20 protein-coding genes and 1 pseudogene are annotated in these 23,896 nt (G+C 45.6%); 3 read left to right on the top strand and 18 right to left on the bottom strand.

Annotated elements, in window-relative coordinates; all coding sequences use genetic code 11:
- Positions 1-29: 29 nt before the first annotated feature.
- The 8 genes from VA249_RS20860 to VA249_RS20825 all read right to left on the bottom strand — a co-directional run bounded on the left by VA249_RS20860 (position 30) and on the right by VA249_RS20825 (position 9,818).
- The gene (locus VA249_RS20860; protein ID WP_221070920.1) at positions 30-1,382 is read right to left on the bottom strand and encodes an MATE family efflux transporter; all 1,353 of its coding nucleotides are present in this window, start codon (positions 1,380-1,382) and stop codon (positions 30-32) included.
- A gap of 83 nt (positions 1,383-1,465) precedes the next feature.
- Positions 1,466-2,329, bottom strand: coding sequence for a helix-turn-helix domain-containing protein (locus VA249_RS20855; protein WP_221070919.1), 864 nt, complete (start codon positions 2,327-2,329; stop codon positions 1,466-1,468).
- 96 nt (positions 2,330-2,425) lie between these two features.
- On the bottom strand, positions 2,426-3,550 hold the full coding sequence (locus tag VA249_RS20850; protein ID WP_221070918.1) for a lipocalin-like domain-containing protein: 1,125 nt from the start codon (positions 3,548-3,550) through the stop codon (positions 2,426-2,428).
- Positions 3,550-6,081 carry an ABC transporter permease gene (locus VA249_RS20845; RefSeq protein WP_221070917.1) on the bottom strand — a complete coding sequence of 844 codons (2,532 nt, stop codon included), beginning with the start codon at positions 6,079-6,081 and terminating at the stop codon, positions 3,550-3,552. The genes VA249_RS20850 and VA249_RS20845 overlap by 1 nt, the downstream gene beginning before the upstream one ends.
- Positions 6,068-6,802 carry an ABC transporter ATP-binding protein gene (locus tag VA249_RS20840; RefSeq protein WP_221070916.1) on the bottom strand — a complete coding sequence of 245 codons (735 nt, stop codon included), beginning with the start codon at positions 6,800-6,802 and terminating at the stop codon, positions 6,068-6,070. Before VA249_RS20840 ends, VA249_RS20845 begins: the two co-directional genes overlap by 14 nt.
- A 226-nt stretch (positions 6,803-7,028) precedes the next feature.
- Positions 7,029-7,274, bottom strand: a complete 246-nt coding sequence (locus tag VA249_RS20835) for a DUF3297 family protein (protein WP_128813426.1) — start codon at positions 7,272-7,274, stop codon at positions 7,029-7,031.
- A gap of 121 nt (positions 7,275-7,395) precedes the next feature.
- Positions 7,396-7,782: a hypothetical protein gene (locus VA249_RS20830; RefSeq protein ID WP_221070915.1), complete on the bottom strand. Its 387-nt coding sequence runs from the start codon at positions 7,780-7,782 to the stop codon at positions 7,396-7,398.
- A 44-nt stretch (positions 7,783-7,826) separates the two neighbouring features.
- Positions 7,827-9,818 carry a peptidase U32 family protein gene (locus VA249_RS20825; RefSeq protein WP_221070914.1) on the bottom strand — a complete coding sequence of 664 codons (1,992 nt, stop codon included), beginning with the start codon at positions 9,816-9,818 and terminating at the stop codon, positions 7,827-7,829.
- A 156-nt stretch (positions 9,819-9,974) separates the two neighbouring features.
- Here VA249_RS20825 and VA249_RS20820 point away from each other — a divergent pair, with 156 nt between their 5' ends.
- Entirely contained in the window at positions 9,975-10,421 is a 447-nt protein-coding gene (locus VA249_RS20820) for a DUF302 domain-containing protein (protein ID WP_221070912.1), read from the top strand.
- Between the two features lie 506 nt (positions 10,422-10,927).
- Here VA249_RS20820 and VA249_RS20815 read toward each other — a convergent pair.
- The 9 genes from VA249_RS20815 to VA249_RS20775 all read right to left on the bottom strand — a co-directional run bounded on the left by VA249_RS20815 (position 10,928) and on the right by VA249_RS20775 (position 21,622).
- Positions 10,928-12,175, bottom strand: a complete 1,248-nt coding sequence (locus VA249_RS20815; RefSeq protein WP_221070910.1) for a cytosine permease — start codon at positions 12,173-12,175, stop codon at positions 10,928-10,930.
- 102 nt (positions 12,176-12,277) lie between these two features.
- Positions 12,278-12,667, bottom strand: a complete 390-nt coding sequence (locus VA249_RS20810; protein WP_221070907.1) for an allophanate hydrolase-related protein — start codon at positions 12,665-12,667, stop codon at positions 12,278-12,280.
- Positions 12,668-12,710: 43 nt separating this feature from the next.
- A complete protein-coding gene (locus VA249_RS20805; protein ID WP_221070905.1) occupies positions 12,711-13,661 on the bottom strand; it encodes a carbamate kinase in 951 nt (316 codons plus the stop codon).
- Entirely contained in the window at positions 13,658-15,085 is a 1,428-nt protein-coding gene (locus VA249_RS20800) for a YlbE family protein (RefSeq protein ID WP_221070903.1), read from the bottom strand. Before VA249_RS20800 ends, VA249_RS20805 begins: the two co-directional genes overlap by 4 nt.
- Positions 15,086-15,096: 11 nt before the next feature.
- Complete coding sequence (gene fdrA / locus VA249_RS20795; protein WP_225927135.1) at positions 15,097-16,641, bottom strand: acyl-CoA synthetase FdrA; 1,545 nt, start codon at positions 16,639-16,641, stop codon at positions 15,097-15,099.
- Between the two features lie 63 nt (positions 16,642-16,704).
- The gene (locus VA249_RS20790) at positions 16,705-17,577 is read right to left on the bottom strand and encodes an oxamate carbamoyltransferase subunit AllH family protein (RefSeq protein WP_221070899.1); all 873 of its coding nucleotides are present in this window, start codon (positions 17,575-17,577) and stop codon (positions 16,705-16,707) included.
- Positions 17,578-17,591: 14 nt separating this feature from the next.
- On the bottom strand, positions 17,592-18,254 hold the full coding sequence (locus tag VA249_RS20785) for a cysteine hydrolase family protein (protein WP_065546087.1): 663 nt from the start codon (positions 18,252-18,254) through the stop codon (positions 17,592-17,594).
- 344 nt (positions 18,255-18,598) lie between these two features.
- Positions 18,599-19,501 carry a LysR substrate-binding domain-containing protein gene (locus tag VA249_RS20780; protein WP_221070897.1) on the bottom strand — a complete coding sequence of 301 codons (903 nt, stop codon included), beginning with the start codon at positions 19,499-19,501 and terminating at the stop codon, positions 18,599-18,601.
- A gap of 612 nt (positions 19,502-20,113) precedes the next feature.
- Positions 20,114-21,622 (bottom strand): DUF3360 domain-containing protein, encoded by a 1,509-nt coding sequence (locus tag VA249_RS20775; RefSeq protein WP_221070895.1) that lies wholly within the window; start codon positions 21,620-21,622, stop codon positions 20,114-20,116.
- 280 nt (positions 21,623-21,902) lie between these two features.
- Between VA249_RS20775 and VA249_RS24155 the strand changes: the two are divergent.
- A pseudogene (locus VA249_RS24155) lies at positions 21,903-22,035 on the top strand (IS5/IS1182 family transposase); the annotation flags it as partial.
- A 128-nt stretch (positions 22,036-22,163) separates the two neighbouring features.
- Here VA249_RS24155 and VA249_RS20770 read toward each other — a convergent pair.
- On the bottom strand, positions 22,164-22,550 hold the full coding sequence (locus VA249_RS20770) for a DUF2541 family protein (protein WP_128813418.1): 387 nt from the start codon (positions 22,548-22,550) through the stop codon (positions 22,164-22,166).
- A 332-nt stretch (positions 22,551-22,882) separates the two neighbouring features.
- Here VA249_RS20770 and VA249_RS20765 point away from each other — a divergent pair, with 332 nt between their 5' ends.
- The gene (locus tag VA249_RS20765) at positions 22,883-23,896 is read left to right on the top strand and encodes an HlyD family secretion protein (protein WP_221070893.1); all 1,014 of its coding nucleotides are present in this window, start codon (positions 22,883-22,885) and stop codon (positions 23,894-23,896) included.

Here is a 23,896-nt window from a genome sequence, read left to right as displayed (position 1 = left end):
AGTTTATCACTAGGCTCGATTTGGTTGAACTAAGAAGTGTGAACGGCCAAGTTGCCTGGATCTATCGAGCGGCGTCGGTAGGTCAGTAACATACTTAAACTGATTGCTGCAGTGACGGCTTCGGCAAACACAATGCTTGCCCAAATACCATCTTGAGGGAACAGTTTTGGCAATAGCAATACACCAAGAGCGACGAACACGAATCCACGACTTAATGAGATGAATGTCGCTTGCTGTGGTTTCGCAATGGCTTGAAATAAGTTTGCCACCACCATGTTAAAGCCCATCAATGGCACGCCTAAGAAGAAGAAACTCACAGCGGTAGACGCTAATGGAATCAGTTCATTGTTGCTACCAAGGTAAGCGCCGGCAATAGTAGGAGCGAACATCCACACGATCACCAAGAATACAGTGCCACTACCAATGGCCGCTTTTAACCCCAGTTTTAGGATGTCGTTAATGCGTTCAGGACGGTTGGCACCATGGTTGAAGCTAATGATTGGCTGACATGCTTGCGCAATGCCGACCATAACAAACAGTGCTAAGACGCCAACGTTGGTTGTGAGTCCGTAGGCGATGATGTGGCTTTCACCAAACTGTGTGAGCAGTACATAGTTAAACAGTACAATTGTCATTGCAGACGTGATTTCAATGAAGAATGTTGGTGTACCAATACTCAAGATCTCTTTGGTTTTATTTAAACCAATGCCTTTTAAACTCAGCTCTAGTGAGCCTTTTTTATGCGAAAAATGACTCACTAGGATCAGTGCGATCATCACTTGAGAAATAGCCGTTGCCCAAGCAGCTCCTTCCATTCCCATACCCATTTCAAGAATGAAAATGTAATCCAACACAAGGTTGGTTACTGCGCCAATAGACATCGCATAAGTGGCGAGTTTCGGATTAGCATCATTGCGGACAAAACAAGACAGAACCCATGCTAGCGAGTACACAACAAAGAATGGCAGCAGTACGATCAGGTAGTCGTGGGCAAGCTGTGCCATGTTGCCAGACGCCCCCATAAAAGCGATCAATTCTTCTAACCAAATCATGGCGATCACGACCGCAATCGTAGAGAGTATGGTCGTAAGTAACATGGATTGGCTAAACCAAGTTTGACTGCTTTTTGTGTTGCCTTTTCCTATCTCAATCGACATTTTTGCTGCGCCACCGATGCCGACCATCATGGCGATAGCTGTAAAAATGGAAAAAGGTGGAATGATCAATGCGATTGCGCCAAGGCCATCTGGCCCTACACCCATACCAATAAAAAAGGCATCGCCCATGATAAAGAGTGACTTTATCACCATGCCTGTTAGTGCTGGCCACAGATACTGATAAAAGGATTTTGAAATAGGGTCAGTTTTTAGATTGATAGCCATAAGATACAAAAATACCCGAATGAGATGAATTAATGGTCGGGTATTATCAGTACATTCATGTGGGTCTAAAAGGGATTATCCGCCTATAATGTTGCACTATCTACACATCGGAGGCGAAATTCTGCGGGTGACTCCCCCATTTGCTTGCGATAAAATCGACTAAAATAGGCAGGATCTTCAAACCCCAGTTCTAAAGCGATAGTTTTGACGGTTTTGGTGGAAAATATGAGGTCACGATTGGCTTCGAGTATAATGCGATCATGGATTAACTGAGTCACGGTTTTCCCGCGTTCCGCTTTAACGATCTCATTAAGGCGTTTACTGGTTAGGGCCAGTTCTGAAGCATAGAACTCACACTTTTTCTCTTCATGATAGTGTTTGTCGATTAGCTCGATGAGTTGCCCAACTCGGGCGTCGCGTTGCCCTCCCTTGAGCTTGGATGTTTTTGCATATCGTAGCATGTAACGCAAAAAACAATTGATCAGCGACTCCACAAGCCCCCAATCACAATCATCAATGTCACGTTCACACTCTTCTTTGAGCATGGTGAAAATCGAATCGAGGTAATACAGGCCTTCGTCGCTACAATCGATATAAGGGGGACGAACCGCGTGTGTCGAGAACACACTTTCAACCAGCTGGGTACTGCGCTTGTTGGTTTCTACAAAACCAGGTGTAAAGACGAGCAGCCGCACATCTTGGCCCATGTATTCAGATAAATGTACTTGCCCCGGAGCAATGGTGAATAAACGGTTGGCGCGGTTTTCGTATTCGATAAAATCAATGCTCTGACTGCCGGTGTCTTCTTTGCACCACACGATTTCCCAATACTGATGACGATGAGGTTCGATGAACGGTTCTTCTTGCTCGGAAGAAAGCTCAATCGCTCGACAAGGTTGCCCGAGAATGAGTCGAACGTTAGGAATGATCATTTTTGTATCGCTCATAGTGAATACAGTGCTTGGCTCGGTAGCGGATAAACCTGATCATTATGAATCGATTGGCGCAGTTTCTGCACGCGTTTTTTGTTTGCTATGTCCGCGTTAGTACCCGGTTAGTTCCATATACCCCATTCCTGAATGGCTCCCCTCTATAGAGACTGGCCCTTCCCAATAAGGCACGGAGAGTGGCATTTTAGCATTTGGATTAAGTGCAGAAACCGTCAGTTCGATTTGCTGATTAGGAATCGATACTTGCCACTGGGTTGGATAATCGCGACCGTTGATGTCTGTTTGCTTGGTCGCCTCTAACTGAATGTCTGTTTGTGAGATAGCAATACCAGAACCATCTTGCTGCATCAGTTTTGCGTTGGAGTAACTGGCTTGTCCGGTTTTGGAATCTCGCAATTGGAACACCACCAAACTGGTTTCGTCACTCAATCGTAGGGCAAACCAGTCCCAGCCTTGTTGTGAGTCGAGTAAGAACTGCGAACTCCACTCTCGGTCTATCCAACCTTTGCCCGACACTTGATGGGTTTTGCCGTCGATCGTGACTTCACCGGAGACATCAATAAACGGTTGGCTGTAATAATACGAAGCCACCTGACCATCGGCACTTTTGGTGCTGTAACCTTGCTCGCCTTGCTTTTGATAAGGCGCATTGCTGGTAAGCGCCAGCGAATAGCCAAACTGTTCGGAGTTCGCCTTCAATGTGGCAGGGAAGAGGTCGTTGGTTAAAGAAGTCCACTGCCAATTATCGAGGTAAACTCGAAATGGTGAAGTGTCGACGCCAGCGAGAGAGGCTTGATCGCGTGACCATTTTTCATCGGCGTAGTGTTTGTCCGTTGTCGTGACCGCGCTGTGCGCCATGTAGATTTGCTGAGTTTGCCACTCGGTTTTCTTCACGTCATTTTCGCTTGTTGGCGGCGCAGCAGCAAAGCGAAATTGTGTCCATTGAACGCCAAGTGGGTTGCCGTCTTCATCGGTTAAGTTGGCGGTTAAGTACCACCATTCATGACGAAAATTCGGGTGCGCTTGATGATCGGCAGGAAAGGTAAGTTCAACGCCTTTTTCCACAGGTGAGAATGGGTTGCTCTCACTTAGCGTATCTCCACTGCCCAGCAACGTGCCCATATTTTGCGTGCCCATATTTTTTGGTTGGGGATCTTCACAACCGAACAGGAACAAGCTGCTTATGAGTAGAGTAAGTTTGCTTGCTAATCGAACCATCACAACACCTCGCTTTGCAAACTGGACACGACGGGCTTGCTGACCAATCGCCACAGCGGAATCAAGGTTGCAATTACCGCCACCAAGATGGTGATCGCCGCAATACTGAGGGCATCACTCCAATTCCACAGGTAACTTAAGCTCCAACCAAAAGCGCGCAAGGTGACGATGTCTGTCAGTACATAACCCACCATCGCACCGAGGGGCAGGGCGATAACCAGAGTAAAACTGACCAAAGCGACGATCTGTCCGACCATCATGGTCATTAATTTACGACGACTAACACCAAGTGCATACAGCCTTGCAATGGCGGCTTTGCGCGCGTCGAGTAACATGAAACAAGCACTGAACAAACCAATCACGGCGACCATCAAAGTCACGCCGTTGAGCGCGCGTGTAATGGCGAAAGTCTGCGAGAAAATGTCCAACGCGATGGATTTGATTTGCGCCTGATCGTAGAGTTGACTTGGATGCAGATTCAATTGCTCGCGCAGTTCCTCGTAGACGATTTGTGGGTCCCCCGAGACTTTAATGCCAAGGCTTGTCGGCAAGTCGGTAAATCCGCTCTCTTTCCATAACTTTGGTGCTAATAAGACTTCACCATTGGGTGAGCCGTAATCATGAAATATCGCACCCACAAGCAGCTTCTTATTTGGAACAGCATCAAGCGTGAGCTCGCTACCTAGTGATAAACCCAGTTTGACCGCGGTTGGTTCACTGATGGCGACTAACTCACCTTGGTAAAAACGCTGCCAGAAGTTCTCCAAATACGATTTGAACACCATGGTTTGTTCTAAGGTGTCTTTGTCTTTGGTACCAAGCAAAATCGGTAAGCCTTGCAGGTTATCGTCGACGTAGTATTGCTTGTAGACGGTCTCAACCTTGTCGAACTGTCCTAATGCGCGCTCCACATCTGCGATTTCCCCTTGGGCAGGGCTGACGTAAATATCGGCGTGCAGCCTTTGTTCTAACCACTGTTTTAGGGTGGATTCAAAGCTGCCCACTAAGGTGTTCATCCCCATATTGGCTGTAACGGCGAGCAGCAGCGCCATCATGGCGAGAGAAAGCGGAGAAATCAGCTCGCGCAGCTCAGCAAACAGATACTGCAGCAAACCGGAACTGGTGCGCTTCTCACACCAATTGGCTAACACGCTGAGTGTTTTGGGTAGATACAAAGGAATCGACACCACAAGCACGCCGAGCCACGCCATGGTAAATCGGTGGTGCTCACTCAGCCATAACCCTGCAAGTGCGAAAGCCGTCAACGCAGCACCTATCACGAACAATTGATTTTCGTTAGAGGCTTCAGGTGCTTGATAAAAACCACCATGAGAGGAAAGCGGCTGGCGCACTCGCTGTTTAAAGTGCTGCCAACACGCCAATAGGGTGGCGGCTAACGTGAGCAGTAGCGCTTGCGCCCACCATTGCCACTGCCAAGTTCCGGGCAGAAGTGTCGCGCCATAAAGTTGTTCTAAAGTCAGTGCTACAGTCGGATGCAACCAATGGCTAAGCTGCATGCCCAATACAAAACCGAGTGAAGCACCGATGGTAACCAGAATAGTGAGTTCAACTAACAGCGCAGAGAACACAATGCTCGGTGCAACACCCGCCTGTTGGATCTGCACTAACAGTCGATTACGTTTCAGCAAGCTGTACTTAACACCGTTGTAAGCGATGAAAAGCCCGACTAAAAAGGCGAGTAAGCTCATCGCGGTGAGGTTGAGGTGAAAGCTGTCGGTCAGCGAACCAAGATCTGTACTTTGATTATTGGAAATCCATTGTCCTTGCTCACCAATGATGCTTTGCCATTTTGCTTGCGTGTCTTTATTCCCTTTATCACCCGAATGGAAAACCGCAATGTAACTCAGCTGTCCTTGCTTATTGAGCAACTGCTGGGCAAAGCCAATGTCCATCAACATTCGGCTACCTAACTGCCATTCGTCAGGTAGCACCACCACTTGGGTTAGAATGTCGTCCAGAGTTAGGGTTTCCACCTCTCCAAGGCTTTGATGTTGTGATTGACTCATCATCACGATCGGCTTCCCAGCTAAAAGCTCAGGCAAAGGTAAGGCACTGTCGAACAAAGACACGTTCTGTTGGTTACTTGATGGATCTTCCTCTTTATGTGTTGAATAGCGAGAACGTGAGGAGATGGCGGCAATCAACTCGCTACCTTGCACAGACCAGCGACGACCTTGTTCATCTCTCACTCGTCCTTCGATCACCGGTAGTGTTGCACTGAGTCCGTTTTGTCTAAGGGTGAAGTAGAGCGATTCAGGTAGGTAGTTTTGCCCCGCGGGTGGAATAATTAGGTTCTGAGCTTGTGCGCTGAGCTGCTCTGTGGATTCGGCATAGCTGCGCTTGGCATTGAGGTTAATCGCTTGGACAGCCACAAATAACGTCACTGCCAACACGATACCAACCAGAATTGCGGCGGCTTGCAGTGGCGCTTGGCGATAGTGCGCCGCAAACAGATTCAGGGCGAGTCGAGTATGCGTGAATCTGGCGTTTGAGAGCTTAGCTTGCTTCATGATGTTGCTCATTTACACCGCGCTGATTTTGCGTCAGTCCGTTTTGCAAACGATCATCTTTCAAGCGACCATCCTTTAAACGTAGCTGGGTTTGCATAAACTCGGCGCAGTCAGGACTATGGGTCACCAAGAGCACCGCTGTATTACCTTGTGTGGTGATTTCACTGAGCAGTTTCATCACTTCTAAGCCTGCTTTTTGGTCAAGGTTGCCTGTGGGTTCATCGGCAAGCAGAAGTTTGGGTTTGTGAGCCAATGCGCGCGCAATTGCGACCCGTTGTTGTTGACCGCCGGAAAGAGCAGAAACATGCCTGTCGAGAAGCTGGCTGATGCCCAGCGTTTCGACCAAATAATCGCACCAGTCGTTCCATTTCTGCTGATTCAAATGCAGAGGGAAAGCGATGTTTTGCTTTACGTTGAGCGGCGTTAATAGATTGTATTGCTGGAAGATAACACCGAGTTTTTGGTGTCGAAATCGGCTCCATTGTGGGTCTTTCCAAGCCGCCGTGTTATCGCTATCTAACAACAACTCACCACTGGAAAGGGGCTCGAAGCCTGCGATGACATTGAGTAAGGTACTTTTGCCGCTGCCACTTGCGCCCGTCAGCGCGACACTCGCTCCCGTGTTCAGCGTGAAGTCGACGCCTTCCAATACGCGATGTGTCTCTTTGCCATCGACAAAGCTTTTGCTGGCGTTATTGAGTGTGACAAGTGGGCTTTCCATTTCCTCTCCCTGCATTCAAATGGTGTCGTTTCTTTTGGCAATAGTTATTGCAGTAAGTTCTATAGAAACTTTAGACAACAATCAGATAAAAACAGCGATTTACATCGATTTCTTAATAACTTGTACTGGATAGAGGAGGGAATAGATTAATCGGAAAATAGATATGACAGGTATTAAAAAAGCCCGAGTCAAACTCGAGCTTTCAAATACATTCAGCGTGGTCAGCTTACGCGTAGTAAGCTTCTACTTCGCCTTTTAGTTTGATAAGCATTGGGTTACCGAAACGGTCTTTTGCTTTAGGTGAAGCAATTTTTACCCAACCTTCGCTGATGCAGTATTCTTCTACGTCAGTGCGCTCTTTGCCGTTGAAACGGATACCGATTTGGTGATCGAAACATTCTTTGATGAAGAATGGGCTACGTGGGTTACCCGCTAGGCGATCTGGTAGAGCTGGTTTAGCTGTATCTGTCATTTTGTGTGACCTTGAAGTCCGTTAAAAAAAGTGCGCCATTGTAGTCAGTGCAAGGCAAGTGTTCAAGAAGAGTCCGTCGTAGTTTGAGGTTTAAATACCTCATTAACGACAAAAAGGCTCGTTAAGAACGATAAAACTTGCTGTCGTTGAACACATCACGATCGCGTGGATCGTTTGATAGAAACATCCACATCTCTTTCATGCTTTGCTCAAAGAACTCAGGCTCATATACGACCATAGAACAATGTTCCTCAAGTGCAATAGCAAAAGGTTCTAATACCTCAAAACCGATTCTCTCAATATCGCTGATATCAAGGAAGTACAGTTTCTTATCCGTTTTTTGTGTCCGTGGTTCAGGGAGCTTTCCGCTACCAAGTACAGAGAAGTCGAGTTCGACGGTTAAGCCTGTTCGGTTCTGCTTTAGCGCATAAACGTCATCAGTTCGCGAGATAATACTGTAATTCAAATCATCGAAATAGCTCAACGTTTCTTGCTTCATTGGGTGCATAGTTTATCCGTAAATTGTGCTGTGTGGCTTACGTGAAAATCCGCTTATAAGCCTTTCAAGTATTGAGCGTTTGCCGTAGGTTGAATCATCGTATTGAGCGCTTGCTCACCTTGTTCACACGGTTTTTCTAACAATAGCAAAAATGCATCAATCAATTCTGATTTAGTGGCTGATACTTTAGTCTCAGTTTGAATATCGCGTAGGTCAATCAGCACATCGGTAAACAGTTGCGGTAGATCTTGCAGCACTTGCAGGTTCAATACATTGTGTTCGCTGTATATCGAGTTGTGACTGCCTTTTTGCTTTTGCACTACGTATGGGTTGTCTTTCAAATTAATGATGGAAGTACGTTTATCACAGCGCTTCAAACACCCTTTATTAACCTTGATTTTACGGCAGCCCTCCGTTTGTTGGAACAAACATTGACGGCTAGTGAGCAGGGTATTTGGGTGGTAGATACTGTAGTAACTGCGCATGTTTTGCGGACGCTTAATGTGGCGCATCTGCTTCATGTTTAACTCGTTAGAGATAAACGCGCCGCTCGCTGCAAACTCTTCTTGCAAACATTTGAATGAGTATGAGTTGACGGTGTTCATTTGTGGGCCCGCTACCCAACCCAAACCCAGTTGTTGAGCGATGATGCCAACGCCTGAGTTATTGGTGATCGACAAATCCGGCTTCACGGCTTCTAAGAATGTGCGTGCCGCTTGGTAATCGTCCCCAATTAGTATCGCAGGGAACCAAGGTTTCAGTGTCGGATTTGCTTGGAATAGTTCTATCATGGCCGGCAGTTCGCCTGCTAAGCCCATTGGCAGTTGATAGTAGACATCTGCATTAGTGTATTCGCACAGTGACACGTCTTGCATTGCTGAGATCAGTACCGACAGTTTTGGTGCGCCTAAACGTGGTTCTGACGCGGGTAATGCGGGTAGGCTCGGTACATCAATCGCCCCTTTTAAGCTGCTGTTGGACGCATTGGCTGAACTCACATCAAAGGTCTGTGTTTTTTCTGCAACGGTTTCGATAATCGCTGTTTTATCGTCGTACAGTTTCTTCTTCACTGCTTGAACATCATCAACCGACTGACACTGATAGATCTTTGAAAAGTGTTTTACCGCATGGTCACGAGGGTTATCAATGTACATTGCCTTACCGAAATCACCTTGCAAAAATGCGTTAGAAAAATCTCGGTTAAATACGGTGTAAAGTTCAGTGGTGTCGTTGGATAGCTCAACCCCATCACATAAACGGTCAATCTGCTTACGCCAGTTATCGACAACCGTATACACGTAATGCGATTTTTTGATGCGTCCTTCGACTTTGAGCGAGTAAACGCCTGCGTCTGCGAGGGCGGCTAAATCGCCAAACGCGGAGTTGTCTTTCATGTTGAGTGGGTAATTGTTGCCTGTTTTTGTCGTTTCGTATTGTTCACGACAGGGTTGGCTGCAACGGCCACGGTTACCCGATGCTCCGTTACGAGCAGAGCTGATATAGCAAATCCCAGAAAACCCAATACAGTAAGAGCCATGAACGAAGACTTCCATCATGACGTTATGCTCGCGACCAAATTGAGCCAGATGTTTTATCTCGTTGATGTTCAGTTCACGAGAAAGGTTGACGCGACTTGCCGTGAGTTGGTTAAGGAACAGAATTTGCCCCTCATTGTGCGTATTCAACTGGGTTGAGGCGTGCACGTCTAAATCAGGGAAATGGTTCTTGAGAATATAAGCAAGGCCAAGGTCTTGTACGATCACGCCATCTATCGCGGTGGTGTTCAGTTGGCTAAGCAGACGCACAATCGCGGGAATTTCGCTCTCTAAAATCAGTACGTTAAGCGTCAAAAAGATCTTACAGTTGTGCTGATGCGCTAGGGTTAACACCCCATTTAAGTTATCCAATGTTAGGTTGGTTGCACGGTTGCGCGCATTAAAGCGGTCAAGCCCACAATAGATGGCGTCGGCACCTGCAGCAATCGCCGCTTTGATGGAATCTAGATCGCCACCCGGCGCTAATAACTCAAATTGATCGCGTGTCACTCGTTTACTCTTACTCAGCAATAAAATAAGCACGTATTCTATGGGTTTCAAAAATGTGATCTAGCGCTAGTTAACAGTTTATTAATCTGAATCAATTAATCTGAACATCCGGTCTATATTTGAGTGACTAACTGATAACGAAAAAGGAAGGGCTGTATGAGATGGGTGATCGTTGGATTAGCGGTGTTATTGGCTTCGTATACTACGCAGGCTGAAGAGAGTGTCGTGCGTGTTGGTAGTCAGCATTCCGTGACAGATACTGCCGATAAGTTCGTTGAGATTGCCCAAGAGAAAGGGCTGAATGTGTTCGCAAGGGTTAACCATCAAGCCAATGCGGCGAAAGTCGATATGGCGCTCAGACCAACCGAGGTCATTGTTTTTGGCAATCCTAAGGTGGGGACCCCGTTAATGGTTTGCGCACAAGAAGTAGCGATTGATCTTCCACAAAAAGTCTTGGTCTATGAAGATGCCGAGGGTAAAACTTGGTTAGCTTACAATGACCCATCTTACTTAAAAGAGCGCCACGATATAAAGGGATGTGATGGAGTCTTGAATAAAGTCAGCGGCGTGCTGGGAACCTTGGTCAAGGCAGCTGCGCAGTGATAATAGCAGTGGGACGGAAGTAAAAGTGGGATCGACATAATGATCAGTGGTTAATCTTTACTGGCTCGTACTCAGCCTGACAAAGTTGGTGGTTTGTTAATCATAAACACACCACCAAGCTCATTTTTGGACAGAAATGAGTCAATGACTTTTCTAAATTAGAAAATCATGGATAACTAAATGTATGGAAAGCCACTCTACTTGGTATCCAGTATTGATGGTGCGAATCAGGGTGAGATTGCCCAACATCGCTTCATGAGACCTGAGTTAAAAGTATGTGCTGCAGTTAAGGAATTGCTTACATTGATTTTGTAGAGAGAGAATCGTCATCGGCTTTATTCATGTCCTGATGCATTTGTTTTGTGAACAACATCAAATCACGACCAAAGCTATTTTTGTTGAAAAATAAGGAGTTTAGTCTTTGAGTTCCTGTCTATGAATGAAGTTTAAACCACCGCTTTTGGCGGTGGTTAAAAATGAACAATATGAAAATTTGGCAAAATAATTTATTTGCTCAAAACCTCCACTGGCGGTTTTGTTCGACACAATAGCGCGTAACCAAAAGAGGCAACCAGAATTGAATCTACTGAAGGAATACCCGTTAGGGTAAACATATCATTTACAGTCGCAAACCCCACCAATGAGCCAATACCCCAAGCCACGAATGTCATCGGTTTTGCCGCAGCTTCTTTCTCTAGTAATGATTCATCGTAGCCTTGACGGCGATTAATAAAGAAGTCAGCAATGTAAATGCCAGCAATTGGCGGTGTAGCAATACCCAAGAATAATAGGAATGGAATAAACCAACCCATAATGTCCATGCTACCTAGAATCGTCGCTAGAATACCCAGCGCGACGGTGATCTTCCATTTCGCAATGTTAGTAAACAGTGTCGAGACGGCTAACGTACCTTGGAACATGTTACCTGCGTTACCAGTGATACACGCAAAGATCAGCAAAATAGCGGCTGGTAGCGTGGTACCAATTAAAGCCATCGCACCAAGCAATGAACCTTCTGACGTCAGAGAACTAGGAACTGTGCCAACAAAAAACAACACAGGATAAGCCAAACCAAACGTTAATGCGCCAGCAATCATTGCGTGTTTGCGATTGTGCACGAAACTGCCAAAATCAGGAGAGGTTGCCACTAACACTATGATCGTACCTACAACCGATGAAACCGCAGTACCAAATGGCAATTGTTGCAACTTCTCAGTTGAAGCAACATCAGCACCTGTTGCCACAAATAGCACCACAAACATAAGTACCACAATTACAGGCACCGCCATTTTAGACACTTTGCCCAGCATCTCGAAACCAGCTGCGGTAGAAGCGACAAAAATCACACAGCCGATAGCAACTAACACTGGCACAGGAATCGATAAGCCAAAACCAGACAACAAGTCATGGACACTGTGACCAAACATATTTGCCGTAACAGCAATCCAGCCGAAAAGACTGATCGCCATGATCACGTTGATTGCAATCGCGCCTTGCTTACCAAAAGAGAATTTAACAATACCATAGGTAGGTAAACGAGCTTGCTCGCCAATTGAAATGTTGATTACCGCTAGAACGGTAAGAATCAAACTACCGACAGCAATAATCATCGCCGCATTGCCCAGCTCCAGTTGGCTACCTAAACTTGATGAAGCCAAAAGAACCGGAGTAACCAGAATACCAAGGAGGATCATGGCAATCTGAAAACCTGATGCCGTATTCGGTGCATCATTGCTTTTTCTATTATTAGACATAATTCAAACCCTTTATCTCGATTGTTATTATTGTTTCCAGCCATCTCGGTGTAGGGTATAGCAATCAAGCTAATGAGATGACTGGAATAAAAATCTAGAACATTAGCTCAACGCTTCGGTGTATTTACGCCATCCGCCAGTATGAGAGATCTCTTTTTGGCCTTCGACTAAACAAGGCTCACCGAGTACACCAAGTATCTCGCTACCATTAGCCAGCTTAACTTTGCCAATTGAAAGGCCTGCTGGCTCATTGCTTAATACCGTGGCAAATGCAGCCATTGGCAATGCCCATATTTCTAGATCAACAGAGTTGCTCTCTTCAATGGTGCGAATCATCGCTGGGTGATCATCATTGATCGACCATAAGCGGTAGTGCTTGTCTGTCACATCCTCTCGTACAAACTCAGCACCCACATTAATTAAGTTGTGGTTTAATTTAAGGCCGCGCATCAATGTGCCATTCACGGCTAGTAGTGTTGTCTCAGTAGACATAAAACATCTCCAATAACGGCCCAACGAGTGGGCCAAAATAAAATTAATTGCGAATCCAAGTGCCTGTGTTGCCATCAAGTGCTTGTAACAGTGTGTTTGCTTGAGTAATGAGGCCCGCTCCGTTAGGGTTTGCGGCGACAAACTGCAACAAGGCTTCGACTTTCGGTTTCATAGAACCTTCACCAAATTGACCTTCATCGCAAAGTCGCTTCGCCTCAGCTGGCGTGAGATCATCAAGCCATTGCTGATTTGGCTGGCCAAAGTTGATCGCCACTTTCTCTACGCCTGTCGGAATAATTAGCATGTCAGCCTGAAGCTTCTCGGCGAGTAATGCTGATGCAACATCTTTATCAATGACCGCTTCCACACCAATCAAATTGCCTTGTGGATCGCGCTCAACGGGAATACCACCGCCACCACAGGCAATCACCAAAGTGCCGCTAGCAATTAAGTTTTCTATACTCGGTAATTCGACGATTTCTAGAGGCTTAGGGCTCGCTACACAGCGGCGCCAGCCACGACCTGAGTCTTCCATGATGCTCCAACCCAAATTGTCAGCACATTGCTGTGCAACTTCTTGAGTCATAAATGAGCCAATTGGTTTATTTGGTTTCACAAAAGCTTCATCATTTGCATCAACGCAAGTCTGTGTCACCAGTGACACCACAGGTCGAGCAATCGCTCTTCGATTTAACTCATTGGTTAATGCTTTTTGGAACATGTAACCAATTGCGCCTTGAGTATCACCTACTGCGTAATCCACTGGGACAGGTGCAACTTCATGCTCTGCCAACTCTGAACGTCGCAAAATAAAGCCAACTTGAGGACCGTTACCATGAGTAATCACTAAGTCCCAACCACGTTCGATTAGGTCTACTAGGTAGCCAACGTTGTTTTCTACCGTGCGATATTGATCTCGAATTGAGCAATGGTCGTTATCATCAACTAATGCGTTACCACCAAAGGCGACAACGGCGAGTGGACGCTTACTCATGCGATCACCTCACTGCGACGCTGCGCATCAAGTGCGCACAACGCATCAACAAAACACTGCATTGGCGCAGTCGTAATGCCAGCACCAATCTGGCCGACACCCGCTTGTTTATGGGCAATACCCGTATTAATGATGGGTAGCACGCCATTATCAGCCACCTTACGCGCATCAATGCCCGCCGCTGTTGGCGCAAAGTTTAATGCTGGTAACGTGAAGGCCGGGTTACCTCCTAGCGTAATAGTCTGCATTGCACGGCTATTGTTAGTGGCATCATTTGGTGTACCGCCAACAAACTTAACAATCGCTGGAGAAGAAGCCATCGCAAAACCGCCCACGCCGGCTGTTTCTGTAATCGCACTGTCACCAAGATCGGCTGCTGCGTCTTCAACACCATAACCAGGGAAGAACAAGCCATTGACAGGGTTGGCTGGCGCCTGGAACCACTGCTTACCAGTACCAGATAGCTGAATGCCAAAGTTGACACCATTGCGCGCCATCACCGTGACCATAGTGCTATTTTCAACCCCTTCAGCAGCTTTAAGCATGCTCTTACACGCCGCCATAGAAAGGTTCAAAAAGAAGTGATCATTGCCAGTAATAAAGCTGATCACTCGCTTTAGCTGACCTTGCTCTAACTGAGTAGAAAGTAACGCTGGAATTAATTGTTTTAACAATAAACCCGTGGCGGCCGCATTGCGGTTATGAACTTCATCCCCCATATGCAGCGCTTGCGCCATAATTGGTTTCAGCTCCAAGCCATTTATTTCACGCACAGCCGCTTTCATCGCTTGTGCTAGCTCAGTCCCCATCCATTCAAGACGTTCAATCACATCACTATTGTTAGCGCCAAAACGCAGAACTTTCCCTAAACCTTCATTGAAGTTAGAAAAGACACGTTGAACACCAGATGCAGTTTGGTTCTCCACCACCCATACTGGCATTGAACGACTAATAATTCCGGCCATTGGGCCGACCGCATCGTAGTGATGGCAAGGTTCAAACTGCACTTCACCGCAATCAATCATCACTTGCGCTTGTTCAACAGTTTTCGCCCACTTTTCATAAATGATCGCACCAAGAATCGCGCCTTGTACCGGGCCACACATATTTGCCCAAGCAATCGGCGGCCCCGCGTGAAGAATCAGTTTTCGTTCAGCAAGTACAGGGATAGCCTCACCCGCTAACATCACATCAACTAACGTTGGTTGGGCAGCCAAATAACGATTCATTGCAACTTGGTTCGCTTGCTCGATATCCAGCTGGTTGGTCAGATCAGCCAGTGCGATACCACCTTGTTTATCGCCATTGGCTGGCGGCTGCCAATTCATGGCAATCGCACTACCACCCGCACGTTCAATATTGGTTGCAAAACTGGCTAAACCCGCATTTAGAACTGACAGTTTTTGACTAAATAAAGCTTTCATTCTGTAGCTCCTTATCGACTTTGCTGATTAATGATTAGAGCGGCAAACTCAGCAGCTTGTGCATTGCAGTCTGCAACGATGACACCTTGATCACTTAACGCTTGTTTAATGAGATCACGCGACTGAGGGTCATTGTCTGTGCCGCATACATGAGCAATAAACACTGGCAATTGAGCTTGCTCTTGTTTCAACTGCTCTAATACCGCCAGTAGTTCTGCCAAAGGCTGCTCAGATGCACCATAACCAAGCACCACATCAAAGAGAATGACAGCCGTTTGCGGGTCACGCGCATCTTGTAAAATGCGTTGATTACGTAATGTTGGATCAATCATTGGATGAGGACGACCTTGAGTGAAGGCATCATCACCTAGATCAACAATGGTATTTCCTTGGCTTTGCCATACATCATCTAGCATGCTGTAGGTCGAAATTGGCGTATTGGAATAACCCGTAATGCCTGCTTGATGACAAATAAGCTGAGCTTCAAAACAGAATGTACCGCCAGCAAAAACGCCGCGAACGAATTTCTGAGTCGCCACTAACGCGTGTGCATGCTCTAATATTGACGTTGTCATCTCAGCGGTAACCGTTTGAGGTGGCGTGATAGTTTGTCCATTCAACAACGCCACAGCGACTTCGGCTGAATGCGCTAAGCTTGCTGCTGGGTAAATACCTTCACGCTCGATACTGTCAGTCGGCGCACCGAGGAAATGCACGACCACTGGCTTTTCTGTTGATTGCGCCACCTGCAAAATACGCTCTGCGATTTGTTGTGCTGGTGGTTTTGAAATCAACACAATAATTTTGGTTTGCTCATCTTCAATTAAGGCCTCAAGACCCGTCAGCATCGAAATACCACCAATGTTTTGGTGTAAGTCGTGGCCACCGGTTCCTAAAGCTTGTGATATGCCTGCACCTAGTTGATGTACACGACATGTCGCCTCTTGCAGCCCCGTGCCCGACGCCGCCACAATACCAATGTCACCTTGACGAACCACATTGGCAAAACCCAGCGGAATACCATTGATTATCGCGGTGCCGCAATCGGGGCCCATCACCATAAGCTGTTTCGCTTGGGCCAATTGTTTTATTTTTAGTTCATCTTCTAGTGAGACATTATCGCTAAACATCATCACGTTAAGGCCAAGATTCAGTGCTTTCATAGCTTCTGCCGCGGCATACTCACCTGGCACAGAAATCAATGCGAGATTCGCCTCTGGGTGCTGCTCTAAACCCAATGCAAAACTCGTTAATGGCTGTACATAGTCACTCGCTGTACTTGCCTCGCTTTTACGCGACGTTAATTGCTCTTGAGCCAGAGTAATGGCTTGTTCGCACGCTTGTTCTTCCCCTTTCACTGCAATAACCAAATCATTAGGCTTGGCGCAGATATCTGAGCCAAAGCCCGCATCTACCATACGTGTCAGGTTCGCCTCGGTCCCCATTGCGACTGAAGCTTCCTCTATCCCATCAAGTTTATTTAGTTGTGCCGACAACTGCATCAAAGACACAGAGTCCTGATACAAGTTTTCAAATGCTTTATATTTTATTGCCATAGTAAGAACCATTTTTTTGGCATTATTTACAACCGTTAAATTCAATAGATATAACCTTGCAAGTTAATTTATTTCTCGTTGTAAATAATGAGCGCCAAATAATATACCTGAAACGATGTCAATTCCTGAACTAGAACCAATTTCAAGTACGTTGTTAATTATTTCTTCCACTTCATTAAAACAAATGGAATTAAATATTGAATACACCAACCAAGAAACTGGCTGGGAGAAATCACCTGCACATGCCTGCTGTAAATAGTGGCGGCTGACATCCGTCGTCTTATGCCATTGCAAACTACATGCATCGGTTATCCTTGCTTGCACTGCGCGATAAGAGCACAGTGCGGAGCCAGAACATTGAGTCACATAGTTCAGTAGAGCTAATAATCCACAAATAAAATCATCACCAGAAGGAGTAAGACCTTGGCCTCTTCCCAAATTATCAACTATGGATTCAGGCATGCTCACTAAATCAAAATCAACATCAATCGAAATGTAATTTAAATAGTCACTATATGTAGTGATATATAGCTTGGGGTTATTTCGACCATTTACATATTTAATAAAATAGTTTTCTATATGATGAATGTTATTTTTCAATTGACTCAACGAATATTCGTTTACTTGTGGTGGATATTTCCAATTTATTGCTGAACGACTATCTACGCTCAATCTGGCATCCGTCGAAAAACGTAAAATACCACCACGAAGATACACCTTGTCACCTACTTGGCATTGGTTAAATAGCGGCTCACTAGCCAGAGCCAAAGATAAACCACAAGGTGTATTGGGTAGAGAGAGGTCGAGTAAAGAAACCCACGTTTTAGTCATTGGATCATCACTGATGATATTGATGGCATGACTAAAAACGCTATGAATTCGACCATCAAATGCCTGTTCTGGAAATCGGCATCCTTTCTCTACCGCAAGTAACATGGCTCTAGACCCTGTTACTTAATCGCTTCGATAATGTCTTTTGAGTGCGAAACCCAACCAAAAATACCACCTTGAGCTTTAATCATCTCAAGTGCGTATTTTTGAAACTCTGGGAAGTAAGAACCAACACAATCTTCAGGCACGATACACTCATAACCGCGGTCATTTGCTTCACGTACTGTGGTAGTTACACACACTTCCGTCGTCACGCCACATACGATCAGTGTTTTGATATTACGCGTTTGTAGAATTAGGTGTAGATCCGTTTGATAAAAGGCACCTTTACCTGGTTTATCGATAATTGGTTCACCCGCAATTGGGTACAGCTCAGGAATGATGTCATGGCCTTCTTCGCCACGAATAAGGATGCGACCTTTTGGCCCCATCTCACCGATGAACGTTTTGCCGCCACGCGTCAGTTTTGCCGCTGGGCAGTCAGTGAGATCCGCACGATGACCTTCACGGGTATGAATCACAGTAAGACCTGCTTGACGAGCCGCCTCAAGAACGGCAACACAAGGTTCAATAGCAGTGCGTACTAGTGATACATCGTTACCAAGCGCTTCGCCAAAACCACCTGGTTCGACAAAGTCGCGCTGCATATCGATCATAACCAGCGCAGTAGTTGTAGGATCAAATTCTAGGGCAAAGGGTTCAGCATTAAATGACTTAATCATAACTATCATACCTTTTTTGTTATTAGTGTTTGTTGACGCTCTTTAGCGTTCGTTATGGAGTGTAGATCTACGCTAAGTACAAAAAAAGTGAGAAAATTAAGCCTCATTCATCAAAGAATTTGAATTAAGAAAAGATAAACAGGATCGCCATCACAACAATAACCGATTCGTTACTAATAAAAGAGTAAACAATAAAATTTAGTGACAAAATCGCGAACTTTTTGCATGAAAGCATCAAATTTTTGCGCGCTTAAAGTGTAGAAAGTGAGATCTGAACGACCCTATAACAATGCTGCAAGCACATAACTAAAAAAAGCGAGCCTAAAGCTCGCTTTCCAATCCGACTAGTTGTGCCAGTTGAACTTATGTTCATTTTTAATCAAGTAGTTAACGCACCACTCTAAAACCGGACTTTGCCTCTGTGCATGCCATGCATAAAACAGCTGTGTTGGTTGCTTGTGCTCAACAATCGCTTTTTTCAGCACTGTGCCTCGATTCAACTGATCTTTAATACGATGATGAGGAATGTAACCAATGCCAATCCCATGCTCAATCATACGAATTGCGGTCGTCAATTCAGGCGCATAAATCACCTTTTGTCCCGTTAATGACCATGAATCTTGCGGTGAAATATGTTGTGAGGTATCCCGTACTACGATAACTGGATAGCGGCGCAGTTCTTCAGTGGTCAAAATATCAATATGGGCTGCCAGCGGGTGACTTCGGCCAACGATAAAATCCCATTCAACCTTGCCAAGAGTGTGGTAAACAATCCCTTCTAGCTTTGGAGCAGAATGCGGCGCGCCAATCACTAAATCTGCACGACGTGAATAAATAGCATCCCAGCAGCCGTTATAAACTTCTGTTTTAACCGCAATTTGGGTAGAAGGAAACTGCTGGTTAAGTTGACTAACTAACTCGATAACACCATCACGGTTAACGATGTTATTAATCGCAATATCAAAGGAAATATCAACACCGCTACTGATTAGAGTACTGTTGCGAACCAATTCCTCAAACGAGTCTAACATCCAACTGCTTTGCTCAATGAAGTATTGCCCTGCTGGAGTTAACTTAACTTGACGTCCTGAGCGATCAAACAAGTCGAATCCAAGCTCTTCCTCTAACTTCTTAACCGTGTAACTCACCGCAGATGGTACGCGGTTTAATCTTTCTGCTGCGACGGCGAAATTAGCTGAACTCGCAATGATATGTATCGTTTTTAGCGACTCTTTTGATAAAGGCATGGTAATAATCACAACTAGGAAAACGCAAACATAATACCAGATTCATTGGTCATTAGCTCTATTGTCAGTCAGCGGGACCGCATAGGCCTCTGGCCCCTAGTTTTTAATCGCTTGAAGAAAGCCAACGTCAAATACAAATAGAGCCTCAAACACCGATGCATTCATCATGCACCATTTTCGTTATCTCAATCGGCTAGTTAGACACAACATATACCTGTGGCCAAACGCATGAAATACTGATCCGTTACTTGAAATCTAAACTCAAGTTGAAGTAGTGCAACAACATCAAGAGAGCTAAAGATGATACTTCAAGTAGGGCGTCATGTGCTGAATAACTTTCTGAGTAAACAGTTTTCTATCGATTTTCTCTTATCGGCACCACGCCTTGCTGTACATGAAGGGCCGTTCATTAGATATGAGGAAAAGTAAGGAAAATAGAGTACAAACTATCCATGTAGAGCTTGTGTTCTAAATGATTTAGGGGCAAAAACGGTTTAGCTCCACTGAACTAAACCGTTTCTATCAGGTAGCAAAAAATATCTTCAAACCCTAAACTCGTATTACGAGCCTATGAACGTAAGTGCTAGACCGTCTTTGGGGCTGACTTAAAGGTTAACGAAAACTTGGAATAATCGCGGGTATCCCTGGTAGTAGACCCACCAACGCCATTACGCTTGTTAGCACAATAAACATAATGCCAGGCAACACCCAACGGCTCATTTTACTCAGTTCCCCACTACGTTCTTTACAGCCGACCAAGCCTAAATTGTCCAGCAGCATGGTGAGAGACCAACCAAATGCAGGGTTAACGAGCGCTGAAGAAAAGACAACAATCGCTGCCGATTGTGTGGTTTTCCCCTCACGCGTCATTTCCATTCCTGCTTCTAGCAAAGGAACAAATACCCCAACAATGAGCGCAACACAGAGTACAGGCTGCCAGATCGCTAAATCCATTGGATAACCCCAAACTGCGGCGATGATACAGAACAATGCGGTCAGCAACGCGCCGGCCGGAATAGGACGTTTAGCAATAGCCGCCGGAACGATATAAGTCCCCCACGAAGACGTAAAGTTAGTACCACCGAGCAGAGAGCCGAATGTCTGACGAATGGAAGCGGTGGTCATGGTATCGTCAATGTTCATATGGACTTTTTCTGTACGTTTCGGATAGCTGATTTTTTGAAACACTTGATGCCCTAAAAAATCTGGCGACCACATCGCTACGGCCAAAATAGCAAAAGGCAGTACGACCATGAAATGTTCAACCGTCGGTAACCCTAGCATCCAGCCTGTATCTTCCCCCCACCAATACATTGGGTTCATATTGGGTAAACCGGGCTCGGTTTGAAAAGAAAACGGGGCGCCCATGGCAAAAGCTAAACTACCGCCTAGCAAGCAACTAAGAGGGACGGCTAGCCAACGCTTACGAAAATGTTCCAATAAGGCATACAAAATAATGGTGCAAAAGATCACAACAAAAGCAATGTGGCTCATACCAATTCCCTCAGCCCAAGCGAACAGCTTTTTCACTTGCGAGACGGTTCCAACAAAGCCAAGGTAGAGTAATAGACCGCCACACACGCCTTTACTCGTGAGATTTGCCAGCATGCTGCCCCCTTTACTGATGGCCAACAGTATGCCAAAAGCGCCGATCAGCAAACCAAAGGCCATAGGGTGGCCGCCTGCTGCAACGACAATAGGAATTAAAGGGATGAGTGGGCCGTGTGTACCTGCGAGGTTTGCGGTAGGTAATAAAAAGCCTGAGAAAAGAATAATGAAAACAGAGGCGATGAGTAATTCATAACGGACATTTTCTAAAATAAAGCCTTCATTTAACCCTAGTGCCCCAGCAAAGGTTGCTGCAATGGCGCCCACCATTACCACTTTACCAATGGTCGCGGCCATCGCTGGAATGGTATCTTCTATCTCAAATCGATAATCTTTAAATGGCAAATTGGGACGCCAGCGTTTAGGCGCCATAATTTGCAACTCGTGCTCCAAATATTGTTCTCGGGAATCAAATTCCGATCTTGGTTTATGCTGCTGTTCATAAGTGAGTTCATCCTCATTGGCTTGAGGCTTATCTGTTTGTATATGTACGGACTCTAAAGTACTGCTCATTGTGATTCCTTTCGTTCACACTCTAAGGTGTGTTTTTCCAACCAACGTTGTTTGCTCACTAAACGAAGATTAAGCGAGTCGTTGTCTCTATAAGTCTCTGCTACAAGAACTCGATAACTGACGTTTATGAACCCTTTAAATTCAGTTGCTAGTACCTTATACCAAACCAAAAAGCACAAATAGTCTCAGACGGTTAGACATTAGTCGTAGGGTATGGGCTACCAGCATGGGCGTTGTGATGGAATTTGATAGGACTAGCTTCAAGGGCTTTAGCTAAAGCGAATGGGAAGTTAAGAAGCGCGGAACTGACGGGAAGCGTAGCGTCTGGGAGAAAGTTGCATTGGGTGGTGGATACCAATACTCACGTAATAGTTGGAGTAGAGTTGAGTCTTGACAGGTTAAGTCCAGATGAATTTAGTTATAAAAATAGGCGACATATTCGTCGCCCATTTAGCTTGGATTCGTTTTAGCTTAGATTTGTTTAAGCTAGATTCGTTTCGAGTTTCAAACGCTGCCAAAACGAAAACGATAGTTTCGCGAATTAGTCGTTTTTCTCTTTACCGTAAACACGAACGCCTGCTTTAGAGCCTTCTGAGTTACCGTAAACTTCGATGTTTTTCACACAACGGCGGTAACCAAAGTAACGCCAGTCGGTTGTTTTATCTTTCTTAAGATCGCGGTGAAAACGGATCGTTTTTTCTTCACCGTTTTGGAATCTCACCACGACTTTTCTCAATTCTAAGTCTTTCTCTGCTTTTACTTTGATCGCATTCGTGTTGCGGCAAACCACCATTGGGATTTTTGCTGCTAAGTTGCCGTGCTCAAGCAAAATGGTACGACCTAAAGTGAATTTGTCATCTGCGTGTGCAGGCGTTGCAAGTAGTGTTGCAGCAACGGCTGCGCTTAGAAGAGTCGTTAGTAATTTCATTTACGTTTAAAACTAGATTAAGGGGCGCGAATCATAATCGAGGGGAATGAGTTCGCGCTAGTATTATTTTTCGTTGAGAAATAAGTTTTACATCACTCTGACATTGCTCTGAAAAAGGAATACCTGTAAGTGCAAGGTCTTTTCTTCATGCGACTTTGAGCAACCTGAGTTTCTAATGTTCCGGCGAGAAAATAACCAATAAAGAATAGCAAATGGAAACAAGCACTTTAGCCATCCCTAATGATCTTTTTATGCTCAGAGGATCAATTGATCTTTACTAAAACTGTACGGTACAGTACAGTTTGTAAAAGTCATTAAGTCAGGTTTTAAAAATGAAGAAGAAAGTCATCGCATTGGCGCTTATTGTAGGTTCGTTGTTTGCTGCGGGTTGTGCGTTGTACCAACCCAATACAGTTACAACGGATAACGCTTATGTTCACTCGGATGTGACGGCGATTTCCCCAGAAGTCGGTGGGCAGGTAAGCCAACTTTTTGTCGAAGATAATCAGTGGGTAGCCAAAGGCACGCCACTGTTTTCAATTGATGATGAAGACTTTATTGCCAATCAAGAGATCGCAAAAGCAGCGCTAGATGTGGCGAATGCAGGACTGAGTGCAAACCAAACCAAGACGGAAATGCAGTTAGTGAAGATCGAGCAGGCGAAGCAAGGTATTCACAGTGCGAGTGCAAACGCGGAGCACCAAGCAGCAGAATTCAAACGTCTTTCACGCTTGGTGCAAAAGCAGTCGGTGAGTAAAAATCAATTTGAAGCGCAAAGAACGCGCTCTATTGAAGCAAGTAGCAACCTAGAAACGGCCAAGCTTGCACTGACGGCAGAACAGAAGCAACTTGATGCGTTAGTCACAGAAAAGATGCAATTGACCGCGCAACGTAAGCAAGCGGAAGCGAATCTTAGGTTAGTGAATATCGCGCTTGAAAGAACCATCGTTCGCGCGCCATTTGATGGGTATGTGGCAGACAGACAAGTTCAAGTAGGTAAGTTTGTTCAACCGGGCATGGGCTTGATCGTTATGGTGCCAGATTACGTTTGGATTGAAGCCAACTTCAAAGAGACTCAATTGGAGAACGTCCGCCAAGGGCAAGAAGTGGAAGTGGTGCTAGACATGTTCCCGGATCATCCGCTGCACGGTCGAGTGTCTTCCATTACTCCGGCTACAGGGGCGCAATTTAGCTTGCTGCCACCACAAAATGCGACCGGTAACTTCGTGAAAGTCGTGCAGCGTGTTCCCGTGCGTATTGAGTTGGATATCCCTAACGAACTCAAACAGCGCATTTACCCTGGTTTGTCGGCTGAAGTGTCGATTGAGACGGCAACACAAGGTTAA

The sequence above is a fragment of the Vibrio alfacsensis genome, from assembly GCF_019670485.1.
In the GTDB taxonomy this organism is placed as follows: domain Bacteria; phylum Pseudomonadota; class Gammaproteobacteria; order Enterobacterales; family Vibrionaceae; genus Vibrio; species Vibrio alfacsensis.
The sequence above is the reverse complement of the archived record's forward strand: the minus strand, read 5'-3'. Positions and strand labels throughout refer to the sequence as shown.

What these genes read in the sequence shown, in the direction of transcription:
- VA249_RS20850 (WP_221070918.1), bottom strand. Translation starts at nt 3,550, where the DNA reads ATGGTTCGATTAGCAAGCAAACTTACTCTACTCATAAGCAGCTTGTTC.
- VA249_RS20820 (WP_221070912.1), top strand. Translation starts at nt 9,975, where the DNA reads ATGAGATGGGTGATCGTTGGATTAGCGGTGTTATTGGCTTCGTATACT.
- VA249_RS20805 (WP_221070905.1), bottom strand. Translation starts at nt 13,661, where the DNA reads ATGAGTAAGCGTCCACTCGCCGTTGTCGCCTTTGGTGGTAACGCATTA.
- VA249_RS20815 (WP_221070910.1), bottom strand. Translation starts at nt 12,175, where the DNA reads ATGTCTAATAATAGAAAAAGCAATGATGCACCGAATACGGCATCAGGT.
- VA249_RS20835 (WP_128813426.1), bottom strand. Translation starts at nt 7,274, where the DNA reads ATGACAGATACAGCTAAACCAGCTCTACCAGATCGCCTAGCGGGTAAC.
- VA249_RS20860 (WP_221070920.1), bottom strand. Translation starts at nt 1,382, where the DNA reads ATGGCTATCAATCTAAAAACTGACCCTATTTCAAAATCCTTTTATCAG.
- VA249_RS20855 (WP_221070919.1), bottom strand. Translation starts at nt 2,329, where the DNA reads ATGAGCGATACAAAAATGATCATTCCTAACGTTCGACTCATTCTCGGG.
- VA249_RS20775 (WP_221070895.1), bottom strand. Translation starts at nt 21,622, where the DNA reads ATGAGCAGTACTTTAGAGTCCGTACATATACAAACAGATAAGCCTCAA.
- VA249_RS20780 (WP_221070897.1), bottom strand. Translation starts at nt 19,501, where the DNA reads ATGCCTTTATCAAAAGAGTCGCTAAAAACGATACATATCATTGCGAGT.
- VA249_RS20830 (WP_221070915.1), bottom strand. Translation starts at nt 7,782, where the DNA reads ATGCACCCAATGAAGCAAGAAACGTTGAGCTATTTCGATGATTTGAAT.
- VA249_RS20785 (WP_065546087.1), bottom strand. Translation starts at nt 18,254, where the DNA reads ATGATTAAGTCATTTAATGCTGAACCCTTTGCCCTAGAATTTGATCCT.
- VA249_RS20810 (WP_221070907.1), bottom strand. Translation starts at nt 12,667, where the DNA reads ATGTCTACTGAGACAACACTACTAGCCGTGAATGGCACATTGATGCGC.
- VA249_RS20790 (WP_221070899.1), bottom strand. Translation starts at nt 17,577, where the DNA reads ATGTTACTTGCGGTAGAGAAAGGATGCCGATTTCCAGAACAGGCATTT.
- VA249_RS20840 (WP_221070916.1), bottom strand. Translation starts at nt 6,802, where the DNA reads ATGGAAAGCCCACTTGTCACACTCAATAACGCCAGCAAAAGCTTTGTC.
- VA249_RS20845 (WP_221070917.1), bottom strand. Translation starts at nt 6,081, where the DNA reads ATGAAGCAAGCTAAGCTCTCAAACGCCAGATTCACGCATACTCGACTC.
- VA249_RS20765 (WP_221070893.1), top strand. Translation starts at nt 22,883, where the DNA reads ATGAAGAAGAAAGTCATCGCATTGGCGCTTATTGTAGGTTCGTTGTTT.
- VA249_RS20770 (WP_128813418.1), bottom strand. Translation starts at nt 22,550, where the DNA reads ATGAAATTACTAACGACTCTTCTAAGCGCAGCCGTTGCTGCAACACTA.
- fdrA (WP_225927135.1), bottom strand. Translation starts at nt 16,641, where the DNA reads ATGGCAATAAAATATAAAGCATTTGAAAACTTGTATCAGGACTCTGTG.
- VA249_RS20800 (WP_221070903.1), bottom strand. Translation starts at nt 15,085, where the DNA reads ATGAAAGCTTTATTTAGTCAAAAACTGTCAGTTCTAAATGCGGGTTTA.